27 protein-coding genes are annotated in these 23,213 nt (G+C 71.2%); 12 read left to right on the forward strand and 15 right to left on the reverse strand.

Features of this window, described 5'->3' with window-relative positions; all coding sequences use genetic code 11:
• The first annotated feature begins 224 nt into the window (after positions 1-224).
• Positions 225-614, forward strand: coding sequence for a hypothetical protein (locus AB0B97_RS02690; protein WP_357490088.1), 390 nt, complete (start codon positions 225-227; stop codon positions 612-614).
• A 124-nt stretch (positions 615-738) separates the two neighbouring features.
• On the forward strand, positions 739-1,086 hold the full coding sequence (locus tag AB0B97_RS02695) for a GlsB/YeaQ/YmgE family stress response membrane protein (RefSeq protein ID WP_357490089.1): 348 nt from the start codon (positions 739-741) through the stop codon (positions 1,084-1,086).
• 356 nt (positions 1,087-1,442) lie between these two features.
• Here AB0B97_RS02695 and AB0B97_RS02700 read toward each other — a convergent pair whose 3' ends face one another.
• The 3 genes from AB0B97_RS02700 to AB0B97_RS02710 all read right to left on the reverse strand — a co-directional run bounded on the left by AB0B97_RS02700 (position 1,443) and on the right by AB0B97_RS02710 (position 2,512).
• A complete protein-coding gene (locus AB0B97_RS02700) occupies positions 1,443-1,865 on the reverse strand; it encodes a hypothetical protein (protein ID WP_357490091.1) in 423 nt (140 codons plus the stop codon).
• A gap of 12 nt (positions 1,866-1,877) precedes the next feature.
• Positions 1,878-2,060, reverse strand: a complete 183-nt coding sequence (locus tag AB0B97_RS02705) for a hypothetical protein (protein ID WP_234583672.1) — start codon at positions 2,058-2,060, stop codon at positions 1,878-1,880.
• Positions 2,061-2,134: 74 nt separating this feature from the next.
• Positions 2,135-2,512, reverse strand: a complete 378-nt coding sequence (locus tag AB0B97_RS02710; RefSeq protein ID WP_357490092.1) for a DUF2089 domain-containing protein — start codon at positions 2,510-2,512, stop codon at positions 2,135-2,137.
• A 308-nt stretch (positions 2,513-2,820) separates the two neighbouring features.
• Between AB0B97_RS02710 and AB0B97_RS02715 the strand changes: the two genes are divergently transcribed.
• Entirely contained in the window at positions 2,821-3,822 is a 1,002-nt protein-coding gene (locus AB0B97_RS02715) for a hypothetical protein (RefSeq protein WP_357490094.1), read from the forward strand.
• Positions 3,823-3,906: 84 nt separating this feature from the next.
• Here AB0B97_RS02715 and AB0B97_RS02720 read toward each other — a convergent pair whose 3' ends face one another.
• Together AB0B97_RS02720 and AB0B97_RS02725 are read right to left on the reverse strand one after the other, a co-directional pair.
• Positions 3,907-4,791, reverse strand: a complete 885-nt coding sequence (locus AB0B97_RS02720; protein WP_357490095.1) for a S41 family peptidase — start codon at positions 4,789-4,791, stop codon at positions 3,907-3,909.
• Positions 4,792-4,883: 92 nt separating this feature from the next.
• The gene (locus AB0B97_RS02725) at positions 4,884-5,549 is read right to left on the reverse strand and encodes a TetR family transcriptional regulator (protein WP_357490097.1); all 666 of its coding nucleotides are present in this window, start codon (positions 5,547-5,549) and stop codon (positions 4,884-4,886) included.
• Positions 5,550-5,649: 100 nt separating this feature from the next.
• Between AB0B97_RS02725 and AB0B97_RS02730 the strand changes: the two genes are divergently transcribed.
• On the forward strand, positions 5,650-6,564 hold the full coding sequence (locus AB0B97_RS02730) for an SDR family NAD(P)-dependent oxidoreductase (RefSeq protein ID WP_357490099.1): 915 nt from the start codon (positions 5,650-5,652) through the stop codon (positions 6,562-6,564).
• Between the two features lie 221 nt (positions 6,565-6,785).
• Here AB0B97_RS02730 and AB0B97_RS02735 read toward each other — a convergent pair whose 3' ends face one another.
• Both AB0B97_RS02735 and AB0B97_RS02740 read right to left on the reverse strand, forming a co-directional pair.
• Positions 6,786-7,472: a DUF4396 domain-containing protein gene (locus AB0B97_RS02735; RefSeq protein ID WP_357490100.1), complete on the reverse strand. Its 687-nt coding sequence runs from the start codon at positions 7,470-7,472 to the stop codon at positions 6,786-6,788.
• A 190-nt stretch (positions 7,473-7,662) separates the two neighbouring features.
• Positions 7,663-8,754, reverse strand: a complete 1,092-nt coding sequence (locus AB0B97_RS02740) for a winged helix DNA-binding domain-containing protein (protein ID WP_357490102.1) — start codon at positions 8,752-8,754, stop codon at positions 7,663-7,665.
• A gap of 219 nt (positions 8,755-8,973) precedes the next feature.
• Here AB0B97_RS02740 and AB0B97_RS02745 point away from each other — a divergent pair, with 219 nt between their 5' ends.
• The 3 genes from AB0B97_RS02745 (at position 8,974) to AB0B97_RS02755 (ending at position 12,006) form a co-directional block, all read left to right on the forward strand.
• Positions 8,974-9,720 carry a hypothetical protein gene (locus AB0B97_RS02745; protein ID WP_357490104.1) on the forward strand — a complete coding sequence of 249 codons (747 nt, stop codon included), beginning with the start codon at positions 8,974-8,976 and terminating at the stop codon, positions 9,718-9,720.
• Between the two features lie 354 nt (positions 9,721-10,074).
• Positions 10,075-10,470, forward strand: coding sequence for a hypothetical protein (locus AB0B97_RS02750; protein WP_357490106.1), 396 nt, complete (start codon positions 10,075-10,077; stop codon positions 10,468-10,470).
• A 12-nt stretch (positions 10,471-10,482) separates the two neighbouring features.
• Entirely contained in the window at positions 10,483-12,006 is a 1,524-nt protein-coding gene (locus AB0B97_RS02755) for a hypothetical protein (RefSeq protein WP_357490108.1), read from the forward strand.
• Here AB0B97_RS02755 and AB0B97_RS02760 read toward each other — a convergent pair.
• Positions 12,003-12,680 (reverse strand): winged helix-turn-helix transcriptional regulator, encoded by a 678-nt coding sequence (locus tag AB0B97_RS02760; protein WP_357490110.1) that lies wholly within the window; start codon positions 12,678-12,680, stop codon positions 12,003-12,005. The two genes, AB0B97_RS02755 and AB0B97_RS02760, sit on opposite strands and share 4 nt — an antisense overlap.
• A 75-nt stretch (positions 12,681-12,755) precedes the next feature.
• Between AB0B97_RS02760 and AB0B97_RS02765 the strand changes: the two genes are divergently transcribed.
• From AB0B97_RS02765 to AB0B97_RS02775, 3 genes are all read left to right on the forward strand, one after another.
• Positions 12,756-13,274, forward strand: a complete 519-nt coding sequence (locus AB0B97_RS02765; protein WP_357490112.1) for a pyridoxamine 5'-phosphate oxidase family protein — start codon at positions 12,756-12,758, stop codon at positions 13,272-13,274.
• 30 nt (positions 13,275-13,304) lie between these two features.
• Complete coding sequence (locus AB0B97_RS02770) at positions 13,305-13,880, forward strand: dihydrofolate reductase family protein (RefSeq protein ID WP_357490114.1); 576 nt, start codon at positions 13,305-13,307, stop codon at positions 13,878-13,880.
• 150 nt (positions 13,881-14,030) lie between these two features.
• Complete coding sequence (locus tag AB0B97_RS02775) at positions 14,031-14,615, forward strand: hypothetical protein (RefSeq protein WP_357490116.1); 585 nt, start codon at positions 14,031-14,033, stop codon at positions 14,613-14,615.
• 37 nt (positions 14,616-14,652) lie between these two features.
• Here the strand turns inward: AB0B97_RS02775 and AB0B97_RS02780 are convergent, their stop codons facing one another.
• Positions 14,653-15,720 (reverse strand): glycoside hydrolase family 43 protein, encoded by a 1,068-nt coding sequence (locus AB0B97_RS02780; protein WP_357490118.1) that lies wholly within the window; start codon positions 15,718-15,720, stop codon positions 14,653-14,655.
• 132 nt (positions 15,721-15,852) lie between these two features.
• Between AB0B97_RS02780 and AB0B97_RS02785 the strand changes: the two genes are divergently transcribed.
• Positions 15,853-16,296, forward strand: a complete 444-nt coding sequence (locus tag AB0B97_RS02785; RefSeq protein WP_357490120.1) for a DUF5990 family protein — start codon at positions 15,853-15,855, stop codon at positions 16,294-16,296.
• A 71-nt stretch (positions 16,297-16,367) separates the two neighbouring features.
• Here AB0B97_RS02785 and AB0B97_RS02790 read toward each other — a convergent pair whose 3' ends face one another.
• Positions 16,368-17,186, reverse strand: coding sequence for an alpha/beta hydrolase (locus AB0B97_RS02790; protein ID WP_357490122.1), 819 nt, complete (start codon positions 17,184-17,186; stop codon positions 16,368-16,370).
• A gap of 29 nt (positions 17,187-17,215) precedes the next feature.
• Positions 17,216-17,881 carry a DUF4097 family beta strand repeat-containing protein gene (locus AB0B97_RS02795; protein ID WP_357490124.1) on the reverse strand — a complete coding sequence of 222 codons (666 nt, stop codon included), beginning with the start codon at positions 17,879-17,881 and terminating at the stop codon, positions 17,216-17,218.
• A gap of 244 nt (positions 17,882-18,125) precedes the next feature.
• On the opposite strand from AB0B97_RS02795, the gene AB0B97_RS02800 reads away from it, so the two are divergent.
• On the forward strand, positions 18,126-18,839 hold the full coding sequence (locus AB0B97_RS02800; protein WP_357490126.1) for a helix-turn-helix domain-containing protein: 714 nt from the start codon (positions 18,126-18,128) through the stop codon (positions 18,837-18,839).
• 3 nt (positions 18,840-18,842) lie between these two features.
• Here the strand turns inward: AB0B97_RS02800 and AB0B97_RS02805 are convergent, their stop codons facing one another.
• The 4 genes from AB0B97_RS02805 to AB0B97_RS02820 all read right to left on the reverse strand — a co-directional run bounded on the left by AB0B97_RS02805 (position 18,843) and on the right by AB0B97_RS02820 (position 23,111).
• A complete protein-coding gene (locus AB0B97_RS02805; RefSeq protein WP_357490601.1) occupies positions 18,843-20,906 on the reverse strand; it encodes a glycogen debranching N-terminal domain-containing protein in 2,064 nt (687 codons plus the stop codon).
• A 12-nt stretch (positions 20,907-20,918) separates the two neighbouring features.
• On the reverse strand, positions 20,919-21,281 hold the full coding sequence (locus tag AB0B97_RS02810; RefSeq protein ID WP_357490128.1) for an SCP2 sterol-binding domain-containing protein: 363 nt from the start codon (positions 21,279-21,281) through the stop codon (positions 20,919-20,921).
• 83 nt (positions 21,282-21,364) lie between these two features.
• Positions 21,365-22,567, reverse strand: coding sequence for a hypothetical protein (locus AB0B97_RS02815; RefSeq protein WP_357490130.1), 1,203 nt, complete (start codon positions 22,565-22,567; stop codon positions 21,365-21,367).
• Positions 22,554-23,111, reverse strand: a complete 558-nt coding sequence (locus AB0B97_RS02820) for a sigma-70 family RNA polymerase sigma factor (RefSeq protein ID WP_357490132.1) — start codon at positions 23,109-23,111, stop codon at positions 22,554-22,556. Before AB0B97_RS02820 ends, AB0B97_RS02815 begins: the two co-directional genes overlap by 14 nt.
• Between the last annotated feature and the right edge of the window lie 102 nt (positions 23,112-23,213).

Raw genomic sequence — 23,213 nt, forward strand, 5'->3', positions numbered from 1 at the left:
GGCGTACGGCCATCGCCGATGTCGCCCGCACGCAGCCGGCGCCGGCCGGCGTGGCGCGACTGGCCACGCTCGGCGGCCTCACCCGTTGACGGGCCGCAACAAACCCACGCTGACCAGCAATTTCCGCGATTCCTGACGTAGACGTCGGTCAATTGGATGCTTGACCTCTCAATTTTCCCGGTGGTAACTTTCATCGACCAAAGCCTCTGGGAAGAGAGAGATCTGTGCGACTGAAGTCCCTCGCCCTTGCCCTGTCCACCGCCGGCCTGCTGGCCACCGTCCCCGCCGCGTCGGCGTCCGCCGCCGGCCCGTGGCCGGACGAGGAGCCGTGGCCGCCCGGCAACTGCCAGCAGGGCACCTTCTGCGCCTGGCCCAACTGGGCTCCGGTGAACACCGGCCCCACGGAGACCCCGTCCCTGGTGACCACCGGCCCGTGGACCGGCAGCGCCCCGACGAAGACCTTCTACAACTACACGACCGCGAACGTCGAATTGGAATACCACCACACGTGGCAGGACGCATCGACGGTCATCACGCACTGTGCCACCCCGCGCGGCAACATCTTCTACCTTCAGGTGATCGTGACCAAGGTGAACTGGCACGGTTCCTGCTAGTCGCGTGGTGGGGATCCACCCACGAACGTCCCTCCGCCGCTGATGTCACGGGCGAACCCGACCGGGGTTTCCGGGAACGTGAAAAGCGGGCATGTACCCCGGCACTGCTGGAGGGGAGACGGCAATGCTGGTGACTGGTTATCTCGGCGCGGTGCTCATCGGCGCTCTCGTCGGCCTGCTCGGCCGGCTCATCCTGCCGGGGAGGCAGCGGATCGGCATCTTCGCCACGTTCGTTCTCGGCGTCGGCTCGGCGGTGTTGGGCACCGTGGTCGCCAGGGCGCTGCACGTCGACGATGACGCCGGCGTGAAGGTGTGGGTGCTGCGCTGGGACTGGATCGTGCTCGCGATCCAGGTCGGCCTCGCGATCATCGCCGTGGCACTGGCGAACATGCTGACCTTCACCCGGCTTGCCGGCGGCGATGAGACCCCTCGCCGGCGCGTCCGTCGCACCAAGGCCAAGCGCGAATCGTGATCGCGATCTTTCCGCCGGGTGGGCTGACGAGGTCGGCGGGTCTCCGATCCCCGATCAGCGTGCCCCCGTCACACTGATTCGCTCTCAAGATCCGCACAACATCAGGGATGTTGCTGTCTCCCGGATGGCGGAGGCAGCAGTATCAGGGAAGTTGCGCGGATCTTGGCGAGCGAGCGGGCGGACCGGCGGGCGGCGCCGAGAACCGCAGCGGAGGGACCACTCGCACGAGTGGTCCCTCCGCTGGGTCGCGTGGCTAGACTTCAGGTTGGCAGTTCACCTGTGCTCTGCTGCGGCGGACGCAGACCTCGGGAGGGTGTTGCAGCACCCTCTCGAGGGGCCGTCCGGTCGGACGGCGCCTACTCGCAGAAGACCCGCACGGTGGCATCGGGGGAGTCCACCTCCACCGTCATGTCGTCGAGGTGCTCCACGAGCGCCTCCAGCTGCTCGGGCTTGAGCTGCGTCAGGTCGATCGGCACGCCCGAGTCGCTGAGTGAGGCGTTGGCCTTGACCAGCGCCTGCGGCGGGACCAGCGCCGCCAGCCGTACGCCGGCCCGCAGCAGTTGCAGCGGCACCCGCACGTTGACCCGCGACGGCTCGCCGTTGTCGGTGGCGTCCACCACCACCCGCAGGTACTTCAGCTTGCCCTTCGGTCGGGCGTCGAGACCTGCCGCCGCCGGTGCCTGGTCCCGTTCGAGTGCGGCGATGAGCTGCTCCGCCTCCTCTGCGGTGATCTTGCCGGCGGCCAGCATGTCGAGGATGTCCTTGCGTTGTTCGGTCATGTCGAACCTCTCCTATCGGATGGCCACGAGCACGGCCGTGCGGCCCTGCTCGATGTCGAAACGGGCGCCGGGCAGCGCGGAGATGACGCGCCAACCGGCGCCGAGTGCCCGCACCGCGCCGATGCGGAACACCAGGCAGGCCACGATCGCCGCGAGCGCGACCAGGACCACGACCGGGAAGAGCAGGAGCACCACCGGGAGCACCGGAACCCACAAGCGGATGGGTCGGTGGCCCGGGCGATCGACCTTCACGGTCACCAACTGCGGCATCACGACCGGCCTTCCAGCTCGGCCAACGCCTGCTGGGCGTTGATCTCACCGCGGCGCAACCGGTCGATGACGTCGGCCCGCGACGGCGCCGGGTCGGTCTCGACGAAGTCGAGCATCTGCGTGATCCGGTTGAGCCGTGACTTGATCGTCGGGTAGCTCACCCCGAAGATGCGTTCCATCTCCTTGATCGAGCCGTGGCAGCGCACGAACGCAGTGACGAAAACCTGATCCTCGACGTTGAGCTGAGCCAGCTGCGGCAGCTCGAACTCGCCCTCGATCGCGACGCCGTTGCCCGCCAGGCGCACCCGCTCGACGACGAACGGCTGCCCCCGCGTCAGGCTGGTGAGTTCCTGCCAGTCCATCGCCTGATCTGTCATACCTAAATTTGTACCTTAAGAATCCTCAACTTCCAAGAGTCGGACCTTAACTTTCTTAATATCGGTGCTCGGCTGCCCCGATGACCGTCTGGGCCCAGGCCGCAGCGCGACGGCCTGGGCCCGAACAGTGGCGGATCACCGTCAGGCATCTCTCCCGACGGTGCGCGCGTGGGTCGTCGCGGGCCGGGAGGTGACGTCGCGGTTCGGGACGGAAGTCCGACGTTCCGTGTTCGCCTGCTCACGGAAAGTCCAATCTGGAACCCGGCTCGCCGTGGGGCGGCCGTACACAGCGGACAGTGGAGGTTCGGATGCTGATCATCGCGGAGGAGCGGGACACCTACCCGCCGAAGGGTCAGATCCCCAACCTGGAGACCGACGAGAAGGCGTGCGGCGACATCCTGGTCCGGATCACACCGCTCCTGCCCAGCGACCTCAGGGGCGAGGTGGTCGGGGCGTTGGTGGACTGGTCGGCGAGCACGTTGCTGGAGCACCGCACCTTCGGGACCTGGGCCGAAGCCATCACCGCCGCGACCAGCTACGCGCGCAACGACATGGCCCGTGCCACCGACGAGGGCCAACGCCAGCGTGACGAGGCTGTCGGCGACGGCGACCTGGCGAAGCTCAACGCGGCGGTGGGGAGCACGGGACGCACCGGCGACCCGCAGATCACCCGACGCGACGAGAGCCGCAGGTGGGCGAACTGCGGAATAGCCGCGTTCCAGATTCGCGAGCAGTTGCGCCACAGGGGCGGCGAGCCTGTCCGCCTGTCCAGCCAGACCTACGGCAAGGGCAAGGGCGCCGCGCTCAAGCAGGCGCTGCGCGTCCAGCCCGCCACCGCCCAGACCGTCCTGCTGCTGGACTGCCAGTTCCCGCAGGTGCACAACTTCGTCATCGAGGTGCACCACGACGGGGCGCGTTACCTGGCCCAGGGCTACCAGGGCACCTACTTCGCGCACTGGTGGCTCGGCATCAACGACAGCTACTCCGGAGAGGCTTCGCGCGAGATTCTCGCCCTGCGCGAGCGGTACGGGTTGGGTCGGGCGATCAGCAAGGAGAACTACGAGAGCCTGCTCGACGGCCTGGCCGCGGCCATCTCGTCCGACTGGCACCAGGCCGCGAACCAGTGGCAGACGTTGCCGTTCAATCCGGACCGGCAGGAGATCGACGGGATCCGCCGCCGGTCCGAAGCGCCAACGATCCTCGTCGAGGTGTTCGAGCTGCGCAAACCGGCGGTGGCTCGGGCGGCGTTCGGCGCGAGCGGCGCTGTGTCGCTCAGCGAGCTGGCGACCCGCGGGATGACGACCGCCTGACGCGATGTTCCCGGCCGGTCGGCAACCGACCGGCCGGGAACACGGGCCGAGGCGGGACCCGGTGCGGTCCCGCCGCGTGCGCGTCTATGCACCCGAGATGGCCTTGAGCGCCGTGTCGAGCGCCTGGTCGGCCGGGACGGGTACGTCGGGGACCACGCCGACGCCCTCCCAGTTGGTGCCGGTGACGCTGTTGATGGTCCGGGCGGTCGGCACGGTCACGAGGATGTGTTCGGTGACCGGGTGGCGGGCCGTCGGGTGCGCACCGCCGCGGGTCGTCTCCCCGACGACGACCGCCCGGCCGTGCGCCTGAAGGGTGTACGCCACGTCCTCGCCCCCGGAGAACGTCGTCGCGCTGGTGAGCACATGGACCGGACGGTCCGCGTAGCGCGGCGCGGGAAGGTGCGCTGTCGTCCAGAACTGGCGGGTGGCGCCGGTGGACCGCTCGTAGAAGTCGTTGAGATGCACCTGGTCGTCGCGGAAGAAGTAGCTGCACCACATCGCGGCGCCCTCCGGTGTTCCGCCGGTGCACGCGCGCAGGTCGAGGATGAGCGCGGAGCTGAGGGCGACCAGTTGCATGGCCGCGCCGATCGCGGCGGCGCCCTCGTCGGCGTACGCGATGCGCCGCACGTCGATGAGCCCGACGTTCCCCTCCAGGTGCTCGACCCGGCGGATCCCCTGGTTCTCCGCCCTGAGCAGCGCGCGGAACGCGGCCCGCCCGCCGTCCTCGTCCGCCGGATCGAGCGACTGCGGCTGGTCCGTCCAGAGCAGCCGCAGATGCCTGTCCGGGCACGCCTGCTGAAGGTGGGCGGTCACCGTCGTGCAGAGCGCCGGCCCGTCCAGGTCGTCGTACTCGCCGGCAGCGAGACGACGCCGGATCGCGGCGTCGATGTCGGCGACCTTCGCGGGAAAGACGTATCCCGCCTCGATCCGGTCCAGGGCCTGTCGGATTATCTGTTCGTTGGAGGGCACGGCGGGCCAGGGTAGACCGCGCGCAGCCTCATGGCCATCGAATTCCGCGCGGCGCCAGGTGCTGAGCCTCCAAGCCTTGCGGCGCAGCGGGCTCAGGGGCGCGGCAGGAAGCCCACGAGCGACGTGCTGATCGCGAGCCGCAGGGCTGTCCGCAGGTCGATGTGGTAGACCGCGAGCGCCGGCTCGGACTCGTAGACGGCGAGCAGGCTCGGCGGCGGCGACGTGTAGGCGGACACCGCGCCCGCCACGAGCAGGGCTTGCAGGCAGAACAGTTCGGCGCGTTCGCCGACCTCGGGCAGGTGCCGCCGGATGAGGTCGGCCATCCGTGCGAGGTTGGCGAGTGAGGCGCGCTTGTGGCGGCGGACCGCCTCGACCGAGACGTTGTGCTCGAGCACTCCGCCCTGTGCGCCGAAGAGATCGCAGAGCACCGTCTGGGCGGCGAGCGACCGGCTGAGCACGTCCGCCGCCTGCTCGGCCCGTTCCCGCGCGGACCGGCTCGGGTCGACGCCCTGGCCCAGTTCCTGCTCCAGCTCGGTCAGCCAGGTCGCCGTCCGGTCGTCCAGCAGGTCGAGCAGCACCGCTTCGCGGGACTCGAAATAGCGCAGCACCGCCGTCTTGGCCAGGCCCACCCGCCGGCTCAGCTCGTTCAGGGTCACCTCGGCCACCGACATCTCGTCGAGCATCGCCGAGGTCGTCTCCAGGATCGCCTGGCGCCGGACCGCACGCTGCTCCTCGCTGCGTGCCCGCTGGAACGTCATGACGCCAACCCTAACTTAGGTACCGCCGGTCTCTTGACAGTGTACCGGCGGTACATTACCGTTCGGGCATAACTTACCGGCGGTACCTTGGGAGCCTGAGATGAACTGGACCGAGCAGCAGATTCCGCGCCAGGACGGCCGGGTGGCAGTGGTCACCGGCGCCAACACCGGGTTGGGCTTCGAGACCGCCCGGCTGCTCGCCGAGCGCGGGGCGTCGGTCGTGCTGGCCGTACGCGACACCGAGAAGGGCAGGCGGGCCGCCGCCCGGATCAACGGCGACGTCTCCGTCCAGGAACTGGACCTGACCTCGCTGGAATCCGTGCGCGCCGCCGCGGCCGACCTGCGTGCCACCCACCCGCGGATCGACCTGCTGATCAACAACGCCGGCGTGATGTACACCCCGAAGCAGACCACCCGCGACGGCTTCGAGATGCAGTTCGGCACCAACCACCTGGGCCACTTCGCGCTCACCGGCCTGCTGCTCGACGTGCTGCTGCCCGTGCCCGGCTCCCGCGTGGTAACGGTCAGCAGCGTCGGGCACCGCATCCGCGCCGCCATCGGATTCGACGACCTGCAGTGGGAGCGTTCGTACAGTCGGGTCGCCGCCTACGGCCAGTCGAAGCTCGCCAACCTGATGTTCACCTACGAGTTGCAGCGCCGGCTCGCCCCGCACGGCACCACGGTCGCGGTGGCCGCGCACCCGGGCGTCTCCAACACCGAACTGGTCCGTAACGCCCCGGCGGCCGTGCGCGCACCGATCACCTGGTTCGCCCCGGTGATCACCCAGCCCGCGGCGGCGGGCGCGCTGCCCACCCTGCGCGCCGCCACCGACCCGTCCGTCCTCGGCGGGCAGTACTACGGCCCCGACGGCCTGGGCGAGACGCGTGGCTACCCGAAGCTCGTCACGTCCAGCCCCGAGTCCTACGACCTGACGGTGCAACAACGCCTCTGGGCCGTCTCGGAAGACCTCACCGGCGTCCGGTTCCCGGTCGGCCAGGCGGCCTTCGCGGCGTGACCGTGCCACGAGGCAGGTGATCGGTCGCGGGGGGGGGCGGGGGGGGGGGCGCCGCCCCCCCGCGGGAGGGCCGGGGGGGGCGGGGCGCGCCCCCCCGCGGCGGGGGGGGCCCCGGGGGGGGGTGGTGGAGGGCCCCGGCGCCGGGGGCCCTGCGGGCGGCCCCCGCCCCCGGCGGTTGTTGCGGGCGCGGGGCGGCCCCCGCCGGCCCCCCCCCGCGACCGTCAGCGTGGCCCGACGCGCAGCCCTCGGCCGACCTGCCAGCAGGCGGCGGGCCAGGCCGTGACGAAGCCGGCGATCAGCCCGATCTGACCGGCGAACCAGAAGGTGGGGCTGTCGGGCCGTAGGGGCGGCTCGGGAAAGACCATGTGGTGCGCCAGCGTCAGCCACGCGAACAGCGCCGACTCGAACACCGTGATGGTCAGCAGTTCCGCCCTCACGACTGCCGTCAGCGCGCGCCAGATCTGCGCGACGCGGCGAGCCGGCCCCTCGAAGAACCGAAAGAGCACAGCGATCGTCACCGCCGCCAGATAGTCGCCGACGTAGGCGATCCACAGCCCGTTGCGAGCCGGGTCGAACCTGAGCGCGTACAGGGCGACCTCGGCGACGATGAAGCCGAGAGCGCAGTGCGCGCCACAACGTGACACCTGCGTCAGGATGACGCCCCGGTGCGGCCGTCGAGGCTTGTCGTCCCGCCGTCGTGGCTCAAGCGCCTGCGGCCTGCCCCAGTTCCAGTAGAGGCGGACGGCCGCCGGGCCGACGTAGAGGACGGTCACCAGCCAGACGATCTCCATGACCTTGACCGGCTGACGATGCCCGCGCAGGTAGGTGTCGGCGAGGACGATCGCGAAGCTGACGACGCCGACCGCGAGCGAGGCCCAGGAGAGCGCCAGGAGCCAGGTTGGCTGCATCCCCGCCCCTTCCACGCGCCGGGCGCCGGTGCCTGCCGCGGCCGAACGTGGAGGGGGTTCGCTGACCGGTGTCGACGGCCGAGGACGCCCCACAGTCTGTCACGCCGTACCCGTGCGTACCGGCGGATCGGGCGTCCTGCTGGCCGCGGTCGCGCACGGCCGCCGCGCGTCGGTCTGGCCCCCGCGCCCGCTAACTGTCGAAGTCGACGCCGGCGAGCGACACCTCGCGGTGCGCGGCGAGGCGTTCGGCCTGTGCGGTGATGGCCTCGCGCGTGCCGGTTGACAGCCTCTGCCAGGGCTGGACCGCGACCGTGAGCGTCCGGCCGGACTTGCGGGGACGCCAGGTGCCGACCAGGTCGCCGTCGACCAGGACCGCGCCGGGGCGGCCCAGCACCGGCCACAACTCCTTCGCGCGGGCGGCGTCGGGTGCCACGGTCGCCCGGTCCTTCGCCTGAAGGAACAGGTCGAACGGGCCGAGCAGGCGGGTCACGCCGCCGCCGGCCGACGTCAACGCCTCCTCGTCGGCGGCCAGCAGCGAACGGGACTCGCCGTCGACAGTCACCTCGACCACGTCGTCGGGCCAGCGCGCCTTCACGTCCTTGACCGGGGCGTCGAGATAGCCGGCCACCTGCTTCGGGGTGGCCGGGCCGAGCAGGCGCAGGTACGCGCGGATGACGTCGAACCGGTCAGCCGGGGCGGACGCCTTGCCGAACCCGGTGATGCGCCGCAGGACCGGAGGTGACGTGTCGAGCTGCAACTCCAACCCCGCCCGCGCGGCGGCGAGCCGGAACGGCATCTCGTACAGGTGTGTGGCGTCGCAGACCCGGCAGAACCGCAGGTACGGCTCGGGCAGCACCGTGGCCAGACGGCCGGAGACGTCTCCCTTGACCGTCGGCGTGGCGACGATCTCCCGCATCCGGCCGGCCACCTCGTCGAGGGCGGCGAGGTTGCCGATGCCGGCGGCCTTCAACGGCTTGGCGGCGTCGTAGATGCGCTTGCCCGCGTCGGCGTCGGAGAAGGGCTCGACCGCGGCCACCACGTGCCCGACGTCCGCCCGGCGGTAGAGGTGCGGTGCGCCCCGCACCGTCCAGAGCAGGACCACGTCGGCGTCGGACAGCGCGGTCACGTCGACCCCACGGGCAGCGAGGGCCCACCGGGCGCCGTCCGGGCCGGTGTTCTGCACCCCGATGTCCAGCAGGGCGGTGTCGGCGAGCGTGCCCTGATCCCGGTCGAGCTGCTGGGCCTGGACGCGGAAGTTCATCACCTGGCGCCGATCAACCATGCCTGCACCCTAGCCACGGGCGGCGCTTCCGTCGTCGGGCCACCAGCGAGACTCGCCAGTTCTCCAGCGCCCACGACCCGCGAAGCGCCGTGACGCGCCCTTCTCGGCCACCCTGGCGAGAGCGGCGAAGCGGTGCGCGCCGAGGCGGAACGCCGAGGGCCACGTCGATCCCTGGTGCGCGGTAGTCTGCCCCGGCTGTCGATCAACGGGGGTTCGGAAATGGCAATTCGTAGCTGGCTGCTCGTCGGGCTGTTGGTGCTGGTGGCAGGCTGCGAGTCGGGCGGAAAGGGAACGCCCGAACCTGCCCCCACCGACCCGCTCGCGCAGGTGCGTGCCGCGGCCGCCAAGACCGCCGGGGTGCCCGCGCACGTCACGTTGAGCGCGCCGAACGTCGAGGTGGCGGGCGACACCGACCCGGCGGGCCGGGCGCTGACCCTGACCGTCACCACGGGCACCGGCGGCGAGGCTGTCGAGTCCCGGGTGCGGGTGGTCGGCGACGACGCGTGGATGACGCTGGGCAGCACCTACATGCCGAACCTCGACCCGACGAAGTTCATCTGGTTCCCGACGGCGGAGTTCGCCTCGGCGTCAGTGGTGCACCTGGGGGACGCGTTCGATCCGGCCGGGATCAAGGGCTTCGCCGCAGCCATGACGGCCGCCACGCGTACGGGGGAGGGCACCTACTCCGGCAAGCTCGACTTCGGCGTGGCGCCGGCAGGGGTGTCTCGGGGCCTCCTCCCCGCGAAGGCAGAGAGTTTGGAACGCCACGGCGGTGTGTCGCAGTCCGTGCCGTACGAGGCGTCGGTGGACGCTCACGGCTACCTCACGTCGCTGACCGTCTCGTTGCCGACCTTCGCCACCACGGCCACGTTCTCCGACTTCGCCAAGCCGGTCACCATCGGCAAGCCGAGCGACGCCGAGATCATCGAGGTGCCGGACGCGTTGCGCCGCCTCATGTCGCGCTAGCGGCCGTCGCGGCGGTCTGCGGCTCCGCAGGTGAGCTCCGGCGTACGCAGATGGAGATGTCCGCGTCGTTCGAACCACCCGTCCAGTGTCCGCCCGGAGTGGGCGGCGTCGACAAAGCGCACGGTCACCCCCCGCCTCTGGCCCGAACGCGCCGCCATGCGTCGTCACCGTCGCGCTGGGGCGGCGGCGTTCCGCCGTCCTGAATGGTGCGGTGGCCGGGCTGTCGTGATCCGGACAATCGCCGGACGCGCCCGGCGCGACCTGCGTGGACAGTCGGCGTCGCACCCGCTGATCCCGACGGGGTGTCCGCGAGCGGTGCCCGGATGGTGCAATGGGGGCACGATGCTGGCATTGATGACGGAGGTGCGTGTGGACGGTGTGGAACTGCTTCTCGCCGCGCTGGCGCTCGGTGCGTCGACGGGCGTCACCGACGCGACAAGCGCCGTGGTCCGCGATGCCGCCGACAGTTTCCGGGGCCTGGTGCGTCGCCGGCTGACCGGCGAGGGCCAGGAGGCGCTGCGGGCGTTCGAGGCCGAGGGCGCCGACTCGGGCGTCTGGCAGGTACGCCTCGCCGACGACCTCACCCGCGCGGGCGTCGACCGGGACGAGCAGATCCTCAGCCTCGCGCGGGAGCTGCTGGCGCAGGCCGAGACGGCCGACGTGCGCACCGAGATCGGCCAGGTCGACCTGCGCGGGGCGAAGGGCGTCCAGTTCGGCAGTTACAGCACCCAGCACATCACCTTCAACTGAGGCAACCGGCAGATGGGCGACAGTCGGCAGCCGGAGGACGACCCGTCTCGCGGCGTCGACGCCCGCCACGCCCGGGGCGTGCAGTTCGGCCCCCACAGCCGCCAGTACAACATCTTCGGCCCGGTCGTACGGTCGGCGTACCTGGCGGAGGTGCACCGGATCGCCCCGGCCGACCTGCTCGACCGGGAGGACGAGCTGGCGCGGCTCACGGCCTTCTGCACGGGTGACGGGTCGGGCGCGTACCTGCGGTGGGAGGCTGGCCGGGGCGCCGGGATGACCGCGCTGCTGTCCTGGTTCGTGCTGCACCCGCCGCCGGGCGTACGGGTCGTGTCGTACTTCGTCGTCGCCGGCCGCACCGAGCGGCAGACCCGCGACGCGTTCATCGACGTCGTGTTGGAGCAGTTGGTCGAGCTGACCGACGGGTCCATGCCGGGTCATCTCACCGGGTCCACCCGGGAGGCGCACCTGCTGGGCGGGTACCTCGACGCGGCCCAGGCGTGCGAACGGCGGGGCGAGCGGCTGGTGCTCGTCGTCGACGGCCTCGACGACCGGCGGGACGCCGCCGGTGTCGCGACGCTCCTGCCCGACCGGCTGGTCGGTGGAATGCGGGTGGTCCTCGGCACCGACTTCGGGTGGCGGGTCCCGGCCGACCTGCCACCACGGCACCCGCTGCGGGAGTCGCACCGGCCCCACCTGCTGGCGCCGTTCGTCGGCCCCGACGAGCAGGCCCGACGGGAGGCGCGGGACGCCCGCAATGCCGACGAGCGGGTCCGGCGGGAGGCGGAGCGACACCAGGCCGCCGATGAGCGCCGAGCCGTGCAGCGGCAGATCGACAAGTGGCGGGCCGCCGAGGTGGAACGGGCCAGGCCGGCGGCGCGGGCGGCAGCCGTACGCCGGGCGCTGACGTTCGTCGCCGGGTGGACGGGGCTCCTCGTGCTGCTCACCTGGTTGGCCCGGGGCTGGCCCGATCCGCGGGTCGCGGGCGTCCTGAGCGCCCAGCTCGTGGCGGGCGGGCTGGCCGCGGCGATCGTGCTCGTACCGTCGGCGTTCCGACTCGGCGCGGCGTACGCGCCCAGGCCGGCCTCGGCGGTGGCCTGGATCGATCGATCCCGGTACGGCCTGCTGGTGCAGGTGCTCGCCTTTGTGGTGTTCGTCGTCCTGGGCGGCGCTGGCGCGGCCGACTACCTCGACGCCCGCGACGACCGGCAGCTGGAGCGGTCCGTCGGCCGGGCCGGGGCTCTGCCCTCCTTCGACGAGGTGGTGGCGTTCCTGTTCCTGCTGCTCATCGCGGTCGGCTGCGTCGCGGCCGGCCTGTACCTCGCCGCGAGAGCCGTCCGACCCTGGTACGAGCAGCACCGGGAGCGGGAACGAGCGTCCCGGGCACTCGTCGACGAGGCGGCCGTCGCGGCCGAGCGGGAGGCGTACGCGGGAATGAGCGCCGACGTGTTGTCACCGCGAGCGGCCGACCGGGCCCGGGCGTACCAGGACCTGCTGGCCCGGCTGGCGGGGCAGCGCCGGCGTCACCCGCGCCGCTAGGTCTCGTCGTCGGCGAGGTCGCGGGGTGTGAACGGGGTCAGGAGGAGATCGGTGAGGCGCCGTGTGGCGTCCGTGTCACCGGTCAGCGCGAGCACGCCCGCGTCCGCTGCCGCCGCCATGGTCATCTGCTGCCCGCAGACGGCTCGGAGGGTGTCGATGTCGGTGGTGAGTGTCGCGTCGGGTTCGGCTGTCGTGCCGCGGCGCAGCTGCACCGAGTCGTCGGCGACCTCGGCGAGGTAGGTGTCGGCGTCGATGTGGAAGGCGTAGACGCCGCGGAGATCGCCCGCCCGCGCCGGATCGAACCCCACCTTGATGGTGAGCAGCAGGGAGTCGATGCCGAGAGCGCCCTCGGGTAGCTGCGGGGACTGGCTTCCCCAGCGGCCGAACTCCAGCAGGATGGGCTCCAGCGCGCGCCCCCATGCGGTCAGCTCGTAGAGGTGGACCCGCGCCGGCGGCCCCAGGTCCCGCCGTCGCACCACGCCGTGCTCGGTCAGCTCGCGCAGTCGCTGGCTCAGCACGTTGGGGCTCACCCCGGGGAGCCCGCCGAGCAGGTCGTTGAAGCGCCGGGGGCCGAGCAGCAGGTTGCGGACCACCAGCAGCGCCCACCGCTCGCCGATGATGTCCAGTCCACGTGCGACACCGCACGGATCCCCGTAGTTACGCCCGCCGCTCACGATCTCCACACTACACGGCTCCTAATTCAGGAGTGACGCTTGTTTTGTAGGAGTTGTGCCTCTAGCTTGACTCTCATGAGCCTGCCCAAGACCGAGACGGCGAGCCTGCCGCAGGGTGATGTGAAGCTGCTCGACACCCCCGTGGCGCGGCGCCTGCTCGCGGCCCCCGTGGCGCGGCTCGCCTGGACCAGCAGGGACGGGACGCCGCGACTGATCCCGGTGAACTTCCTGTGGACCGGCGACGAGCTGGTCGTCGGCGCGTTCGCCGGCACGTACAAGATCCGCGACCTGCGGGCCCGGCCGGACGTGGCGATCTGCATCGACACCGCCAACGGGCTACCCGAGGTGCTCATGCTGCGCGGCAAGGTCACCCTGACGGAGGTCGAGGGCGTCCTGCCGGAGTACGCCGTCATCCAGCGCGCGGGGATGGGCGACGAGGCGGGCGACACCTACCTCGCGGCGATCGACAAGCCGGGCCTGCGGATGGTCCGGATCGGCCTGCGCCCGACGTGGGTCGGCGTCGTCGACTTCCAGGAGCGCTTTCCCGACCGGACCCCGGAACCCGTCCGAGCCGCGCTCGCCGGCGGTCGCTGACCCGCATCAACACACCTGATGGAGGAGCGCATGTCGAAGATCGTCGTGTCGATGTGGATCACCCTGGACGGATTCGTCGCCGGCCCGGACGACGAGATGGACTGGCTGCTGGCCGACGACCAGCTGCAGACGTACGAGCGGGATCTGGTGGAGAGCGCCGGCAGCCTGCTGCTGGGCCGGACCACCCACGCCGACTTCGCCGGCTACTGGCCGGTCGCCGCCCGCAACCCCGACGAACCGGCCGCCGTCCGCGGCTACGCCCAGCGACTCGACGCCCTGGAGAAGATCGTCGTCTCCGCCTCGGGAAACATCGCGGACTGGAAGGGCACCCGCAGGATCACGCGCGTCGACCCCGACGAGATCGCCGAGATCAAGCGCGCGTCCGGCGGCGACATCGTGGTCTACGGCAGTCTGGCGGTGATCCGGTCCCTTGCCGATCTCCGGCTCATCGACGAACTCCACCTCCTGGTGCACCCCCTGTTCCTGCGCCAGGGCAAGGCGTTGTTCGACGGCGGGCGACCGCCCGCACGACTGGCGCTGGTGTCCGCCGAACCCTTCGAGTCCGGCGTCGTCCTCATGACGTACCGCCCGCTCAACGGCGGGTGACGCGACGCGGGCCGCGCGTCCCGCCCCCGACGGTCCCGCTCCCCGGGGGCGGGGACGTGGCTCCCTCGGAGCGGGGATTCGCTGGTCGTGCCGTTCGGGCAGCGTCATCGCGGAAGGAACCGACGCTTCCCACCGATGGGGGTTACGACCGTGACGCAGACCCGGACCGTCGACGCCTCGACGACACCACCGCCACCGCGATGGGCCCGCCGTGCCGGTCACGTGGCGTGGATCGCGCCCGTGCTGGGGTTCATCCCGCTGCACGTGCCCTGGATCCTCGGCATCCCGCTGTTCGCCAATCCCGACCCGTTCGCGCAGTGGTACCACGGTCGCGGGCCCGGCGTCGGGGATCACCCGGTCGACGGCTTCCTGGGCCTGCCGGCCGGCGCGTTCTATCTGGGCCTGCTGTGCGTCCTCGCCGGGCTCGGCGGCGTCCTGGCGCTCGGCCTGATCCGCGACTGGGGACTGACCTTTCCCCGGTGGGTGCCGGGGCTGCACGGACGCCGGGTGCCACCGTGGGTGCCGCTGACCCCGACGGTCCTCGGATCCGCCGTGATGATCGGATATTCGGCGACCCTGCCCTGGCAGTTCGCCGCCGACCTGTCCGAGTCCGACGCGCAGGACATCTTCACACCGACGGGCGTCCTGATCGGCCTTCCACTGCTGCTGGCCTGGGCGATCGCGTTGCCGCTGGCCGGCTGGTCCTACTACCGCCGTACCCGTGTGTCGCGCTGACCGGTCCGCGCGCGGACGCGGTGCGGCCGCGCGCGGATCACTCGAAGAACTTGATGCCGAACCCGGTGTCGGCCGTGGGGCCGGGCACGTTGGCGCGGCGGTAGGTGGTGTTGCCCCACCAGCAGAACGTCCCGGTGTACCAGTAGCGGTTGGCCCAGGAGTACGGGGTGCCCTTGGGGACGGCGTGGAACATCAGCGGGAACCGCGGCCCGGCCGGTGGGCTCGTGGCGATGTCGCCGTTGAGCAGGACGAAGCTGTGGTGGCCGGGGCCGTTGACATGCAGGGTCGGGTCCCAGCCGGCCATCATGGTGGCCGGGTTCGAGCCGAACAGGCAGCCGTTGGACTTGTACCAGTCCCACACGTACGTCGGGTCACCGCCGGCCCGCAGGCGCAGGTCGGCCAGGCAGTACTGGTCACTCCAACTGCCGTTGGCGGAGTAGACGATGTGGAGCTGCCCGTTCGGGTCCCGGATCGCCTCGGGGGCCTCGTTGATGTACGGGTTGCCGACGACGCGCTCCCAGCTCTCCCGGGGCTGGGAGATGATGAACCGGTTGCCGGTCGGGGTGAGCGGGTCGCTCATCCGGCTGAGGTAGATGTTCTGTTCGACGTTGGTGTCGCCGGCCCACCCCGACCAGACGAACCACCGCTGCCCGTTGAAGGTGAACAGGCTGCCGTCGATGGCCCACTTGCCGCCGGGCAGCGCGAGCTGCCGCTCGGCCGTGTAGCCGCTGGCCGGTGACGCCGAACTGATCACGTACATGCGGTGCGCCGCGCCGCGCCCCGCCGAGAAGTAGATGTGGTAGCGGCCACCGTCGGTGACGATCTCCGGTGCCCAGACCTCGCCCAGGTCGCGGGTGTCCGACCAGACCTGACGGGCGGTGGCCCCGGCGAGCGCGTCGGTCGAGGACGCCTGCCGGACGGCGATCCCACCGTTGGCCGACTGCGCGGAGATGTACGTGCCGCCGACGCGGATCACGCTCGGGTCGGCGGCCCGCAGACCTGTCCGCACGGCCTCCGCCGGCCCGGCGGCGGGCACGGACAGCCCGGTGCCGACGACGGCGGCCAGCAGGACGGAGAGGAGCCGGGTGAGGATTCGATCGTCCATCGGGGGTCCTTCCGTCGCCCGGGGTGGCTTAGATCCGCAGTCTATTGGAGAACATGAATGGCGTGCGGGTCTGCCTGGGGTCGCGGGGTGCGGCAGCCGGGCGCTCGACGCCGGGAAACTAGAGTCGGTGGTGTGCGGATCAGGATCGAGGGCAGCGACCTCCCAGGCCGCCGGGCCGACGCCGACGCCGACGCGCTGCGGCTCGGCAACGTGCACGTCGGAATCCAGCAACGGACCGAGGTGATCGATCGCGTACGGGCCGACGCGGCCACGGCGAGCTGGGAGTTCGAGGTGTCCAGCCGGGATATCGACGGGGCGCTGGACGTCGGCGGACCGTACGTGCACGGCCGTCCCGGAGCGCGGTTCCTGTATCTGAGCTGGGGCGCGTTGACCGACGACGGGTTCGCGATGTTCCGGCGGGCGAAGCTGATGTTCACCGACATTCCGACCGAGCTGCTGCGCGCCGCGCACGAGAGCAACGCTCTGCTGGTGGGCGCTCTGGGGCTGACGGACGCGACCGGCGGGCCGGTGTGCGCCCGGGTCCACCCACCCGCCATCACCTGGACGGTGCAGTGACGACCGCCACCTCGTCCACCGGGTGACCCCGGTCGCGCGAGGCGACCGGGGCGCCGGTGGGCCCGGTGTCGTCAGCGGGCCTCGTGGTCGAGGGCGGCGACCTCGCGTACGGCGGTGGCGACCGCTGCGAAGTCCTTCTTGAGGATCGCGCCGTGGTTGCTGGCGACCTTCGCGCCGACCCGGATGTTCGGGTTGCGGACGGTTACCGCGTCGAGGCTGGCGCGGATGCGCTCCTGCTCGTCGCCCTTGCTGCCCAGGGACGTCCCCGACGCGACCACGTACCGCACCGGAACGGTGATGGCGTCCAGCACCGGGCCCAGCTCCCGTTCGCGGGAGAGCCTGCCCAGCTCGATGTTGCTCTCCGCCATCTGAGTGGCGTTCATTCGTGGGGTCAGGCCCGTCGGACGCAGCAGTGGCATGAACAGGTTCATCCGCCGGAACAGCTTGCGGATGCGCTGCTCCATGGCCTCGTCCAGCCAGTCGTGCGGGAACGCGCCGTCCACCAGCACCGCCCCGACGGTACGGTCCGGGTTCCGGCTGGCCCAGTGCGCGCCGACCACCGCGCCGTACGACCAACCCACGAGCACCGCACGGTCCACGCCCCGGGCGGCGAGAACGGCGTCGACGTCCCGGACGGCGGCCTCGAAGGAGTAGTCCGCCGAACGTCCCGACTTTCTGCCGCGGGCTCGCTCGTCGTAGGTGATGTGCCGCCAACCGGTGCCCAGGTCGGCGATCACGCGTCGCCAGTACCCCTGGGTGGCGAACTGGCCGTTGAGGAAGACCACCGGGATGCCCGTACCGCCGGTGTCGGTGACGGCCAGGGCCGTGTCGTCGACCGGCACCATGCCGGTCCACGTCGAGCTGGTCGAGGAGGGGTTGTTCGTCGTCATTGTCGTACTCCTTGGGGGGTTCGGGGGTTTCAGAGGCTGCGGGCGGTGATGTCGCCGTGCGAGGTGGTGGCGTGGATGTCGAGGTCGGCGCTGCCGGTGTTGGTGAGCGCGTTGCTGACCCGGCCGTGGTCGGTGCCGGCATCCAGGGCGGCCGAGACGCCGTTGGCGGCGGCGATCGAGATGTCGCCGGACTGGGTACGCAGCACGACCGCGCCGCGTCGGGCCTCGGCGACGTGGATGTCGCCCCGCGTCGTGCTGATCTCGGCCGGGCCGTTGAGCCGGCCGACCTCGACGTCGCCGTCGATCGCGGTGAGACGCACGCTCGCGGCTTCGTCGATCTTGATGTGGCGGTACGCGCCGTCGACGGTGACGTCGCCGAGGCGTCCGACGCCGCGCAGCTCGGCGCTGGCGGCCCGGACCTCGACGCGGGAGTCGGCGGGGAGTTGGACGGTCACCTCCACCGAGCCGGACGGGCCGAGGAACCGGTTGGCGGGGGTCGCGGTCGTGACTCGCAGGACGCCGTCGGCGTACGCGATGGTGGTCCGCTCGGCGGCCCGGGTGTCGCGGTTGCGGCCGACGTCGGTGGGCCGGACCTCGACTGTGGTGTCCGCGCGGTCGGCGGCGATGAACTGGATGCGCCCGGCGGGGATGTCCAGGACGGCGGAGATGGGTGCGGGGGTCGGGAAGCTCGGCATGTCGTTCTCCTGGTGCTCGCAACGGCGTTTCTGATATGAGAAACGCTACGTTGCTTTCCACATGAGGGCAACAAGCTCGTTGCTTCCAAAGTGCATATGCCCAGGTAAACAGGCTGCAAGTGTTGCAATGGATCAGAATGTAACGCAACGCTGCACCGATGTGTCATTGCAATCGAATGACGGTGAACGCTATGGTGGGGGCGCGCGGGGGCGCTCCGAAAACACCACCACCGAGGAGATCGCGATGCCGGGAGGCAGACTCACCCAGCAGGAACGCCAGCAGATCGCGCTGGGGCTGGCCGACAGCCTGCCGTACGCCGAGATAGCCCGGCGGCTCGACCGTCCGACCTCGACGGTCACCCGTGAGGTGCTGCGCAACGGCGGTCCCAACGCCTACCGCGCCGACCTGGCGCACCGCGCCACCGAACGCCGTGCCCGCCGACGTGTGCCCGCCTCCACCCGAGTGGCCGAGTCGGTCCCGCAGCCGCACGGTCGCGACGCCGAGGCCGTCGCCGAGTACACGGAGACGTTCACGACCGTCCTCATGGCCACCGGCCTGAACAAGATGGGGGCGCGGGTGCTGACCTGCCTGTTCACCACCGACTCGGGCAGCCTGACCGCGTCGGAGCTTGCCGAGCGCCTCCAGGTCAGCCCGGCGTCCATCTCCAAGGCGATCGCCTTTCTGGAGAGCCAGAGCCTCGTGCGCCGAGAGCGCGACGAGCGCCGCCGCGATCGCTACGTCGTCGACAACGAGCTCTTCTACCAGGCGACGATCGCCAGCGCCCGCGCCAACGACCAGCTCGTCGAGACGGCCCGCCAGGGCGTCGCCGTCCTCGGTCCGCAGACCCCCGCCGCCGCCCGCCTGGAGAACATCGCCCGCTTCCTGGACTTCATCAGCGAGAGCATCACCCGCGCCGCCGAACAGGCCCGCGACGTCCTGCACAGCCGACCCGAGTGACCGTCAGGCGATTCCGTGCGTCGACGGCGGCCGGTCCGGCCGGTGCCGGGCGAACGCGTCGACCCGGCCCCAGCGGCCGGGAATGTCCAGCAGCGCGATCCGGGAGAAGGCGGCGGGCAACGCGGGATTCACGGCGAGATGGTCGTCGTGCGGATCGATGCCGAGCATGGTGCGCAGCAGCAGCATGGGCGCCCCGCTGGACCACGCCTGCGGGCTGCCGGCGGTCGGGTACCGGACCGGGTACCGGGTGGTGCCGCGGTCGTACCCGCCGAACGCCTCGGGCAGCCGGCCCTGGAAGAAGGTCGCGGCGGACAGGATCCCCTCGGCGATGCGACCCGCCTCGCTGTCGAACCCGTACCGGCGCAGGCCCCAGGCGATGAACGAGTTGTCGAACGGCCAGACGGTGCCGTTGTGGTAGCCGAGCGGGTTGTAGCGGCTCTGCCCCTCCGCGAAGGTCCGCACCCCCCAACCCGAGAAGAGTGCCGGGCCCATCAGGTGCTCGACGACACGTGCGGCCCGCTCGGGTGGCACGATGCCGCTCCACAGCAGGTGCCCGATGTTCGAGGAGAGGCTGTCGACCGGGGTCCCGTCGTGGTCCAGGGCGAGGGCGTAGTAGCCGCGGTCGTCGAGCCAGAAGTCGCGGTTGAAGCGGTCGAACAGCGCTGCCGCCTCGCTCTCCAGCCGCTCGGCGAGGTCGGGGTCGCCCCAGAACGCACGCGCCATCCGCGCCCCGCGGATCTTGGCGTCGTAGGCGTATCCCTGGGTCTCGCACGTGGCCCTCGGGAACCCGGGTAGCCGGCCGTCGGCGTAGGAGATGCTGTCCCAGGAGTCCTTCCAGCACTGGTTGTCCAGGCCCGTGGCGCGGTTGCGTTTCTGGTACGACACGTAGCCGCTCGACGTCAGGTCGGCGTACGTGTCGATCCAGGTCAGTGCCGCGCGCGCCTCCTGCTCCAACTCCATCACCAGCGCGATGTCACCGCTCCACCGCTCGTACTCGTCGAGCAGCACCACGAACAGCGGCGACGCGTCGACGGTGCCGTAGTAGGGCGAGTGTGGCTGTTCCTCGAACGCGGCCGACTCCCCGTAGCGCAGCTCGTGCAGGATCCGCCCGGGGTCCTCCTCCAGGACGTCGTCGGTCCGGGCGCCCTGCAGCGACGCGAGGATCCGCAGGGTCGGCGGGGCCAACGACGGTGTGACGGCCAGGGTCTGCAGGCAGGTCAGCAGGCTGTCGCGGCCGAACAGGGTCATGAACCAGGGCAACCCGGCAGCGGGTACGGCCGCGCCGCCGAGCGAGAGCGGCGCGAAGCGCAGCGCCGCCAGGTCCACCAGGCTGCGGTGGTAGACCTGCTGCAGCGCCGCGCTGTCGGTGTCCAGTGTCGGGGCCTGCGCGACCCACTCCCGCACGCTGTCCGGCAGGGTGGATTCGTCCGGTCGCTGCGCCCGCAGGGCGTCCCGCAGGTCGACGCCGTCCGGGCGCAGTGCCCGCATGGCGGCCTGCAACCGGGTGGTCCACTGCTGTCCGGGCTCCAGGTGCACGGCGAACCGTAGGCCGCTCGGATCGATGGTGGCCGGCTCGCTCGTCGACACCACCACCTCCCGCCGGTACGTGCCGCGCCGATAGCCCATCAGCAACTCGTTCGCGTCGACCTGGGTGTAGCGGGTCCCGGCCTTGTCGTGCAGGTCGAACTTGATCTCGAAGATGTCGGCGAAGTCGGCCTCCACCTCCAGGCGGACGTCCAGGTCGACAACCGACTGACCGTAGTTGAAGATCGTCAGCGACTCGGTCAGGTCCGGGCCGATGTGTCGGCGCCGGATGGCGGACACGTCCGCCTCGACGTAGTCGACGGCCCCGCCCGGCACGACGAAGAACGTCACCTCGTAGTACTGGCTGTCGTCCACCGACAGGGCGGCCATGCGTTCACCGTTGACGGTGAGCACCCAGCGGGACAGGTAACGGGTGTCGGCGGCGAACAGCCCGACCGGGGTGGCCGAGGAGGAATGCACGTCCCCACTGGCGTCCGACACGAGGAACGTGTTCCCGTCGATACACGACACGGTGCCGGGGATGTCCCTCATCGGCTACGTCCCACTGGCCGGCTCGGCTGCGCGCCGCGGTTCGGCTGCGCGCGGGAACAGCCGTCCGAGGCGCAACGCCAGGCCGAGGTCGCCGTCGACCATGATCTCGCCGCGGGTGATCGCCGCCAAGCCGTTCACCTCACCGCGCGCCATCGCCTCCGCGACCTGCACGGACACCCTGATCACGGTGGTGGCGGGGTCGCCGCTCCTGGACACCCGCATGTCGCCGTGGTCGATGACGAGGAACCACTGCTCCAGGTCATCCCCGTCCCCGATGTCGAAGCGCACGCTCCCACACACCTTGCGGAAACGCGGGTCCTGGCAGTCAGCGGCCAGCCGCTCGAAGAAGGCGCTGGTCGCCGTCATCCCACCTCCCCGGGCCCGCGTTCGTAGAAGCGGATGCCGGCTACCCGGTGCGAGGCGCTGTTAACACCCAGGGCGGGCCTCGTTCAGGGCGAGAGCGTGAAGCGGGTCCAGGTGGTCGCGTCGGAGGTGACGAGGAGGTGGTCCGGCTGGCTCGTCGGATCGGCGTCGTTCCCGAAGAGCCAGGCGTACCCGGGTGCCACGCTGGCGGTTCCGACGAGCGGGCCGTACTCCCGCACGACAGTGAAGGTCTTCCCGTCGTCCCGGCTGACCAGGAGCCGCGCGAGCCGGTCGGCCCCGGTGCCCCCGCCGGGGCTGATCGCCAGCAGGGAGCCGTCCGACCCGACCGTGAGGTCCCAGATCGCCTCGTCCGGCAGGTCGGTGCCGGTGTCGGTCCAGGTCTTCGCGCCGTCCGTGGTGCGCAGGAGCCGCGCTCCGCCGCCCACCGCCGACGACTCGGTCAGCACGTACCCCTCCCGTTCGTCGAGCCCCACCACCGCCGTCACCATCGCGTCGCCGGGCACGGTCCAGGTGGTCCAGGTCGCGCCCCGGTCGACGCTGCGGGCGACCGTCGCTCCCGAAACGCTCCCCATCTGGTACGCCGCCCAGATGCTGCCGTCGGCGGCCGGATAGAGGCTGAACAGTGGGCGCCACGAAGGCGCCGTGGTGAGCCGGTACACCGTCCCGCTCGACGGGTCCACCGCCAGCGGCTCGGACAGTGGCTCACAGCCGAACCAGCAGAAGACCGGCCGGGCCGTTGCCGGGAACGCGGGTACGTCGAGGATCGCGGAAGCCGCGTCCCGCCAAGTGCGACCGTAGTCGGTGGAGAGGAAGAGCACCCCGACGTCGCTCACCAGGTAGGTCCGGTCGCTGAGCACGGAGACCTCGATGCGGGTGTCCACTGTTCCGGTGGTAGTGGTCGCACACCTGGTGCCGTCGAACACCGCCGCGTCCCAGTCCGACCAGGTTCGGCCGCGGTCACCGGTGTACGCGAAACGAACGACACAGCCGTCCCTCCACACGTCGACCCCGGAGTCGGGCCCGGTCAGCGTGAAAGCGTCCCCGTGCGCGGTCGACGGTTGCGTGGGAATCACCCGGTCGGCCCCGTCCGCCCCCGCCACCAACGGCACGACCGCCAGCCCGACCAGCGCGACCAGAGCGGCCGCCACCATCGTGACCGACCGACGCCGACGGGAACGGGCAGCCGACCGCAGCTCGTCGAGGGGCGGCGCGGAAATGGCCCGGGTGAGGGTGTCCGCGTCGAATCCAGAGAACTCACGACCGGACATCGATCCTCCCGACTTGTGTAGCGTCCGCACCGGCATTGGTGGCGTTCGTGGTGGCGGTGCCGTCGCTCTCGGTGTCGGCGAGCAGCGCGGCCAGGGCGTGTCGACCGCGCGACAGCCGGGACTTCACCGTCCCGGCCGACACGCCCAGCGTGGCCGCGACCTCGTCCACCGGCAGGTCGACGAGGTAGTGCAACGCCAGGGCGTGCCGCTGCCCCTCCGGCAGCACGCGCAGCGCGGCGAGCAGGGCGAGGTGTTCCGGGGAGTGGTCGGCGACGGCCGGCGGCGGGCCGATCCGGCGCAGCAGCCCGTCGAGGACGCGGCGACGGCGGTACCGGCTGCGGGCCCAGTTCACGGCTACCCGACGCAACCAGGCCTCTGGATTCTCCAGCCCCGCGAAGCGCCCCGGCGACACCAGCGCTCGCGTGAAGGCCTCCTGGACCGCCTCCTGCGCCTCGTTCAGGTCGCCGGTCACCGCGTACAGCTGGACCACCAGGCGCCGGTAGCAGCCGGCGTAGACCTCGGAGATCAGATCGCCGTCGGACACCCGTCACCCCCCTTCTCCACCACTCCCACCAACGGGGCGGGAGGAAGGTTCCGGTGGCCGGCCAGAATATGTGGCCCGGCGGAAATCTGATGTCGGCGCGGC

This window comes from Micromonospora sp. NPDC049004 (genome assembly GCF_040649315.1).
Lineage (GTDB): Bacteria > Actinomycetota > Actinomycetes > Mycobacteriales > Micromonosporaceae > Micromonospora.

Bases quoted from the DNA above. Each gene is read 5' to 3' on its own strand.
- AB0B97_RS02695 (WP_357490089.1), top strand. From the start codon at position 739: ATGCTGGTGACTGGTTATCTCGGCGCGGTGCTCATCGGCGCTCTCGTC.
- AB0B97_RS02700 (WP_357490091.1), bottom strand. From the start codon at position 1,865: ATGACCGAACAACGCAAGGACATCCTCGACATGCTGGCCGCCGGCAAG.
- AB0B97_RS02710 (WP_357490092.1), bottom strand. From the start codon at position 2,512: ATGACAGATCAGGCGATGGACTGGCAGGAACTCACCAGCCTGACGCGG.
- AB0B97_RS02715 (WP_357490094.1), top strand. From the start codon at position 2,821: ATGCTGATCATCGCGGAGGAGCGGGACACCTACCCGCCGAAGGGTCAG.
- AB0B97_RS02725 (WP_357490097.1), bottom strand. From the start codon at position 5,549: ATGACGTTCCAGCGGGCACGCAGCGAGGAGCAGCGTGCGGTCCGGCGC.
- AB0B97_RS02730 (WP_357490099.1), top strand. From the start codon at position 5,650: ATGAACTGGACCGAGCAGCAGATTCCGCGCCAGGACGGCCGGGTGGCA.
- AB0B97_RS02735 (WP_357490100.1), bottom strand. From the start codon at position 7,472: ATGCAGCCAACCTGGCTCCTGGCGCTCTCCTGGGCCTCGCTCGCGGTC.
- AB0B97_RS02740 (WP_357490102.1), bottom strand. From the start codon at position 8,754: ATGGTTGATCGGCGCCAGGTGATGAACTTCCGCGTCCAGGCCCAGCAG.
- AB0B97_RS02745 (WP_357490104.1), top strand. From the start codon at position 8,974: ATGGCAATTCGTAGCTGGCTGCTCGTCGGGCTGTTGGTGCTGGTGGCA.
- AB0B97_RS02750 (WP_357490106.1), top strand. From the start codon at position 10,075: ATGACGGAGGTGCGTGTGGACGGTGTGGAACTGCTTCTCGCCGCGCTG.
- AB0B97_RS02755 (WP_357490108.1), top strand. From the start codon at position 10,483: ATGGGCGACAGTCGGCAGCCGGAGGACGACCCGTCTCGCGGCGTCGAC.
- AB0B97_RS02765 (WP_357490112.1), top strand. From the start codon at position 12,756: ATGAGCCTGCCCAAGACCGAGACGGCGAGCCTGCCGCAGGGTGATGTG.
- AB0B97_RS02770 (WP_357490114.1), top strand. From the start codon at position 13,305: ATGTCGAAGATCGTCGTGTCGATGTGGATCACCCTGGACGGATTCGTC.
- AB0B97_RS02780 (WP_357490118.1), bottom strand. From the start codon at position 15,720: ATGGACGATCGAATCCTCACCCGGCTCCTCTCCGTCCTGCTGGCCGCC.
- AB0B97_RS02790 (WP_357490122.1), bottom strand. From the start codon at position 17,186: ATGACGACGAACAACCCCTCCTCGACCAGCTCGACGTGGACCGGCATG.
- AB0B97_RS02795 (WP_357490124.1), bottom strand. From the start codon at position 17,881: ATGCCGAGCTTCCCGACCCCCGCACCCATCTCCGCCGTCCTGGACATC.
- AB0B97_RS02800 (WP_357490126.1), top strand. From the start codon at position 18,126: ATGCCGGGAGGCAGACTCACCCAGCAGGAACGCCAGCAGATCGCGCTG.
- AB0B97_RS02810 (WP_357490128.1), bottom strand. From the start codon at position 21,281: ATGACGGCGACCAGCGCCTTCTTCGAGCGGCTGGCCGCTGACTGCCAG.
- AB0B97_RS02815 (WP_357490130.1), bottom strand. From the start codon at position 22,567: ATGTCCGGTCGTGAGTTCTCTGGATTCGACGCGGACACCCTCACCCGG.